General features: G+C 73.0%; 3 protein-coding genes. 2 read left to right on the top strand and 1 reads right to left on the bottom strand.

Features of this window, described 5'->3' with window-relative positions:
• The first annotated feature begins 88 nt into the window (after positions 1 to 88).
• Entirely contained in the window at positions 89 to 748 is a 660-nt protein-coding gene (locus D6689_19085; GenBank protein ID RMH38607.1) for a TetR/AcrR family transcriptional regulator, read from the top strand.
• A gap of 22 nt (positions 749 to 770) precedes the next feature.
• Entirely contained in the window at positions 771 to 1,796 is a 1,026-nt protein-coding gene (locus tag D6689_19090) for a ferritin-like domain-containing protein (GenBank protein RMH38608.1), read from the top strand.
• On the opposite strand, the gene D6689_19095 is transcribed toward D6689_19090, so the two are convergent.
• The coding region (locus D6689_19095) for a bifunctional metallophosphatase/5'-nucleotidase (protein RMH38609.1) at positions 1,766 to 3,472 on the bottom strand (1,707 nt) is incomplete at its 5' end. The two genes, D6689_19090 and D6689_19095, sit on opposite strands and share 31 nt — an antisense overlap.

Genomic DNA, 3,472 nt, shown 5'->3' on the forward strand with positions numbered 1-3,472 from the left:
GGCTGCGCGCGATCGCCTTGACACGCGCGGTCAAACGGGTAGGCTCGGAAGGACGGGAGAACTGACACGTCAGTTCTATTTTTCTTCAATGAGTTACATGCCATCCGCGGTGCGCCGGCGCCAGATTCTCGACTGCGCCAAGCGCGTGTTCGCCGAGGCGGGCTACCACGGCGCGAGCATCAGTGACATCTGCAGCGCCGCCGGGATCGGCCGCGGCACGCTGTATCAGTACTTCGCGAACAAGAAGGCCGTGTTCGCGGCCATCTTGCGCGAGACGCTCGACCGCGTCCGCGCCCACATGATCGACCGCCGCGCCGTCACCGACCTTCCCCCGCCGGAAACCATCGACCGCGACGCCGCAATCCGCTGGTCGGCGCGACGCGTGCGCGAGGTGCTCGACGCCGTGTTCGAGGACGAGCGCACGCTGCGCATCCTGCTGCGCGAGGCGGGCGGCCTCGACGTGGAGGTCGAAGCGCTCCTCGCGCAAATCGACGAGGGCCTCATCGCGATCGTCGCCGACGACCTCCGATCTGCACAACAACTCGGCGTCGTGCGGGCCGATCTCGACGCAGACCTCACGGCGGCGCTCATGGTGGGCGGCGTCGAAAAGCTCGCGGTCCGCGCGCTGCGCCGCGACGCGCCCGTGGACCTGGACGCGCTCGCACTCGCGACGGCGCGCCTGCACATCGGCGGACTGCTATCGGACCGCGTTCCGCACCCCGGAGGCTGCCATGACGACTCCACCTGAACCGCGCCCTCTCACCGCGTCCTTGCCGGCGCACGCGCGCCGATCGCGGTGGACGCGCCCCGCGCGGCCGCGCGACACGTTTCCGCCGTACCGGCTCGCCGACCCGGACCTCGTCGGCCGAGCAGAGGCCACGACCCGCAAACTGCGGCGCATCTACCACGTCGCGCACGCCAATGCGTGGGACGGCCGCGAGGTATTGGCGTCACTCGTCGACCGCCACGGCGGCATCCACGTGCCGGAGGACCGGCGCGACGCGCTCGCGCGCGTGTGTTCTGTGCTGCTGTGGGGCGAACTCGCGGCGTGGTCGATCAGCGCGGACATCGCGACGAAGCTCGACGACTGCGACGCGAAGATGGCCGCGTCGTCGCAGGTGTTCGACGATGCGCGCCACTTCTACGTGTTGCGCGACTACTTGTGGCAAGCCGGTCTCGACGTCCCGCCGCTCGGGGGGTTCAGCCGCCAGTTGCTCGTCGACCTACTCGAGACCGACAACCTGCTGCACAAGCTCGTCGGCATGCAGCTGCTCGTCGAGAACACGGCGATCGTGCTGTTCCGTATGCTCGCGCGCGCCCGCATCGAGCCCGTGTTATCCGACTTGTTGCCGTATTACGAGCGCGACGAAGCGCGGCACGTCGGGCTCGGCGTCCTCGCGCTGCCCGGCATCCTGCGCGAGCTGTCACGACGGGACGCGGCCGCGCTGTGGCTGTTTCAGCTGCGCATCAACCTGATGATGCTCGCGGGCGGCCTCACGCTGCGCGATGCGTTCGAGACGTTGGGCATCGACCAGGCGGAGATGCAGCGGCTTGGGTTCCGCATGCAACGACAGGTATACGACGACATGCGCGAGGCGCTCGGCGGCAGCGCGGCGGACGGCACGCGCGGCCTGTTGCGCGTCGGCCGCGCCGGCCAGGAGCGTCTCAACGCGTTCTTGTTTCCGCGCGCGCCCGCCGAGGCGCTGCCGCGGTGGCACCTGCCGGCGCTGCGCGCCGTCATCCGCGCCGCCCGCGCCGGCGACCGCTACCTGCGGCGGCGCGCGCCGACGGCGTGACGGCCCGGCCGGCGATGTGGCCGGCCGCCGGACGACTCGCCGCTCCGCGCGGCCGCGCCGGCGTCTGCCGCCTGCGCGCCACACCGGACGGGCCGCGGGCTCGGCAGCCCGATCCGCGGCCGGGCCGGGTCGAACACGTCGGCGGGAGCGAGCCGGCCGCCGCGCGCGCGCAGCCGCTCGGCCATCGCGTCGCGGATGGTCGGGTCGCCGCGCAGTTCGATCGCGTCCGGCGGCAGGCCCAGGTTGCGAAACAGCCCACCGTCGCCACCCGTCGCAAGAAAGTCGCTCGTCGCGACGGTCAGCGGCGCGTCGGGATCCACGGGCTCGCCGTCGCGCACGAGCGACACGTCGAGGCCGCCCGCGCCGCACGCGGCGATCGCGCGCACGCCGGACACCGACAGGATGCCCCGCTTGCCGCGCAGGTTGTCTGCGATCACGCGAGCGAGGTCGCGCGCGCGCAGCCGCACGATCGCAAACCGGTTGTCGAACGGCATCGCCTCGTACAGCGCGCCGTAGGTCAGCGGACCGGCCGGCAAGTCCGCGCGCAGACCGCCGCCGTTGGTCAGCGCGACGTCGGTGCCGGCGTATTCGCGCATCAGGTCGGCGAACAGGTTGCCGAGCGCCGACTCCGCCGCGTACGCGCGCTGGATCGGCTCGACCACGTCGACGCCGACCGGCCGTGCCCGCACCGCCGCCGCGCGCCGCACCGCCGGAGCGATCGCCGCCTCCACGGCGGCCGACGGGCGGACGGGCCGCCCCTCGTACGTGCAGTCGTCGACCTCGACGCACAGCTCGTGCGGAGGCGCGATGTGCGCGGTGACGCCGCCGTCCGTCACGTCGAGGTCGAGGCGCGAAAACGCGCGCCCGTAGGCGTAGGCTTGGACGATCGGGATGCCCGCGACCCGGTGCGCGATTGCGCCGTGCGTGTGCCCGGCGGCGATCGCGTCGACGAGACCGGGCGGCAGCGCGCGCGCGACCGAGAAGATCTCGGCCTCCGCGTCACACGACGACAGATCGTCCGGGTCGTCGAACCGGCGGCATGCCCCGCCGGCGTGCACGAGGGCGACCACGACCTCCGCTCCCCGCGCGCGCAGGTCGCTCGCGGCGCGCGCGAGCGCGGGGGCGATCGGCTCGACGCGCAGGCCGGCGAAGTTGGCCGGCATGGTCGTGACCGGCGTGTCCTCGCTCGTGGCGCCGACCAGACCCACGCGGACGCCGCCGGCGCTCACGAGCGCGGTGGCGACGACATTGGGCCACGCCGGCGGCCGCCCGGACTCGGCGTCGACGACGTTGCTCATGAGCAGCGGAAACGGCGCCTCGGCGGCCCGAGCTTTGAGCGCACCGCGCGGATCGTCGCCGGGAGCGTCGGCCACTGCCGAGGGTCCGACCGGGCCGAAGTCGAACTCGTGATTGCCGATCGCCGCTGCCGCGTAGCCGATCGCCGCGTAGGCCGCGACGACCGCGTCGCCCTCGCCCAGGTTCGACTCGAGCGTGCCCTGAAACATGTCGCCCGAGTCGACGACGAGCGTGCCCGGCCGCTCGGCCCGCAGGTTGTCGATGTAGCCGGCCAGCACGGGCAGCGCCTCGACGTGGCCGTGTAAATCGGTCGTCGCGACGATTGTGATGCGGCGCGGGCCGGCGGCCGCCGGCCCGACGGGAGCGGGCGGCGCCGAGCA

This window comes from Deltaproteobacteria bacterium, assembly GCA_003696105.1.
GTDB lineage: Bacteria > Myxococcota_A > Polyangia > Haliangiales > J016 > J016.

Coding starts and splice junctions, on each gene's coding strand:
- D6689_19085 (RMH38607.1), top strand. CDS start 89: ATGAGTTACATGCCATCCGCGGTGCGCCGGCGCCAGATTCTCGACTGC.